The sequence below is a fragment of the Pantoea sp. PNA 14-12 genome (assembly GCF_004364735.1).
GTDB lineage: Bacteria > Pseudomonadota > Gammaproteobacteria > Enterobacterales > Enterobacteriaceae > Pantoea > Pantoea stewartii.
The window spans coordinates 2,245-5,233 of record NZ_SOAJ01000013.1 but is presented as its reverse complement, the minus strand read 5'-3'; the positions used below and the strand labels follow the sequence as shown (position 1 = coordinate 5,233).

The window sequence follows — 2,989 nt, the reverse complement described above, 5'->3', positions numbered from 1 at the left end:
TTATCCGGTAAACAAGGCTGAAAATTCTTTCTGTCTCTCAACCCAAAACGCCTCTGGCGTTGTAAGGTTAAGCCTCACGGGTCATTAGTACCGGTAAGCTCAACGCATCGCTGCGCTTACACACCCGGCCTATCAACGTCGTCGTCTTCAACGTCCCTTCAGGAGGCTCGGAGCCTCAGGGAGAACTCATCTCGGGGCAAGTTTCGTGCTTAGATGCTTTCAGCACTTATCTTTTCCGCACTTAGCTACCGGGCAGTGCCACTGGCGTGACAACCCGGACACCAGCGGTGCGTTCACTCCGGTCCTCTCGTACTAGGAGCAACCCCCCTCAATTCTCCAGCGCCCACGGCAGATAGGGACCGAACTGTCTCACGACGTTCTAAACCCAGCTCGCGTACCACTTTAAACGGCGAACAGCCGTACCCTTGGGACCTACTTCAGCCCCAGGATGTGATGAGCCGACATCGAGGTGCCAAACACCGCCGTCGATATGAACTCTTGGGCGGTATCAGCCTGTTATCCCCGGAGTACCTTTTATCCGTTGAGCGATGGCCCTTCCATTCAGAACCACCGGATCACTATGACCTGCTTTCGCACCTGCTCGAGCCGTCACTCTCGCAGTCAAGCTGGCTTATGCCATTGCACTAACCTCCTGATGTCCGACCAGGATTAGCCAACCTTCGTGCTCCTCCGTTACGCTTTGGGAGGAGACCGCCCCAGTCAAACTACCCACCAGACACTGTCCGCAGCCCGGATCACGGGCCCACGTTAGAACACCAAACATTAAAGGGTGGTATTTCAAGGACGGCTCCACGCAGACTGGCGTCCACGCTTCAAAGCCTCCCACCTATCCTACACATCAAGGCTCAGTGTTCAGTGTCAAGCTGTAGTAAAGGTTCACGGGGTCTTTCCGTCTTGCCGCGGGTACACTGCATCTTCACAGCGATTTCAATTTCACTGAGTCTCGGGTGGAGACAGCCTGGCCATCATTACGCCATTCGTGCAGGTCGGAACTTACCCGACAAGGAATTTCGCTACCTTAGGACCGTTATAGTTACGGCCGCCGTTTACCGGGGCTTCGATCAAGAGCTTCTCCTTGCGGATAACCCCATCAATTAACCTTCCGGCACCGGGCAGGCGTCACACCGTATACGTCCACTTTCGTGTTTGCACAGTGCTGTGTTTTTAATAAACAGTTGCAGCCAGCTGGTATCTTCGACTGGCCTCGGCTCCGGGAGCAAGTCCCCTCACCTACGCGCCAGCGTGCCTTCTCCCGAAGTTACGGCACCATTTTGCCTAGTTCCTTCACCCGAGTTCTCTCAAGCGCCTGGGTATTCTCTACCTGACCACCTGTGTCGGTTTGGGGTACGATTTCGTGTTACCTGATGCTTAGAGGCTTTTCCTGGAAGCAGGGCATTTATCACTTCAGCACCGTAGTGCCTCGTCGTCACGCCTCAGTGTAAAGTGCACCGGATTTGCCTGGCGCACACACCTACACGCTTAAACCGGGACAACCGTCGCCCGGCCGATATAGCCTTCTCCGTCCCCCCTTCGCAGTAACACCAAGTACAGGAATATTAACCTGTTTCCCATCGACTACGCCTTTCGGCCTCGCCTTAGGGGTCGACTCACCCTGCTCCGATTAACGTTGAACAGGAACCCTTGGTCTTCCGGCGACAAGGTTTTTCACCTTGTTTATCGTTACTTATGTCAGCATTCGCACTTCTGATACCTCCAGCATGCCTCACAGCACACCTTCAACGGCTTACAGAACGCTCCCCTACCCAACAACACATAGTGTCGCTGCCGCAGCTTCGGTGCATGGTTTAGCCCCGTTACATCTTCCGCGCAGGCCGACTCGACCAGTGAGCTATTACGCTTTCTTTAAATGATGGCTGCTTCTAAGCCAACATCCTGGCTGTCTGTGCCTTCCCACATCGTTTCCCACTTAACCATGACTTTGGGACCTTAGCTGGCGGTCTGGGTTGTTTCCCTCTTCACGACGGACGTTAGCACCCGCCGTGTGTCTCCCGTGATAACATTCTCCGGTATTCGCAGTTTGCATCGGGTTGGTAAGCCGGGATGGCCCCCTAGCCGAAACAGTGCTCTACCCCCGGAGATGAGTTCACGAGGCGCTACCTAAATAGCTTTCGGGGAGAACCAGCTATCTCCCGGTTTGATTGGCCTTTCACCCCCAGCCACAGGTCATCCGCTAATTTTTCAACATTAGTCGGTTCGGTCCTCCAGTTAGTGTTACCCAACCTTCAACCTGCCCATGGCTAGATCACCGGGTTTCGGGTCTATACCCTGCAACTTAACGCCCAGTTAAGACTCGGTTTCCCTGCGGCTCCCCTATACGGTTAACCTTGCTACAGAATATAAGTCGCTGACCCATTATACAAAAGGTACGCAGTCACACCACGAAGGTGCTCCCACTGCTTGTACGTACACGGTTTCAGGTTCTGTTTCACTCCCCTCGCCGGGGTTCTTTTCGCCTTTCCCTCACGGTACTGGTTCACTATCGGTCAGTCAGGAGTATTTAGCCTTGGAGGATGGTCCCCCCATATTCAGACAGGATACCACGTGTCCCGCCTTACTCATCGAACTCACAACCTGTGCACCTTTGTGTACGGGAGTATCACCCTGTACCCTGCGACTTTCCAGACGCTTCCACTGATGCACAAGCTGATGCAGGTTCTGGGCTCCTCCCCGTTCGCTCGCCGCTACTGGGGGAATCTCGGTTGATTTCTTTTCCTCGGGGTACTTAGATGTTTCAGTTCCCCCGGTTCGCCTCATGCCGCTATGTATTCACTGCATGATAGTGTGACGAATCACACTGGGTTTCCCCATTCGGGTATCGCCGGTTGTAGCGGTTCATATCACCTTACCGGCGCTTATCGCAGATTAGCACGCCCTTCATCGCCTCTGACTGCCAGGGCATCCACCGTGTACGCTTGGTCGCTTAACCTCACAACCCACAGGCGTTTTG

General features: G+C 54.3%; 1 rRNA gene. It reads right to left on the bottom strand.

What is annotated here, in order from left to right:
* Positions 1-63: 63 nt before the first annotated feature.
* Positions 64-2,968 (bottom strand): 23S ribosomal RNA (locus tag C7434_RS21850).
* Positions 2,969-2,989: the final 21 nt, after the last annotated feature.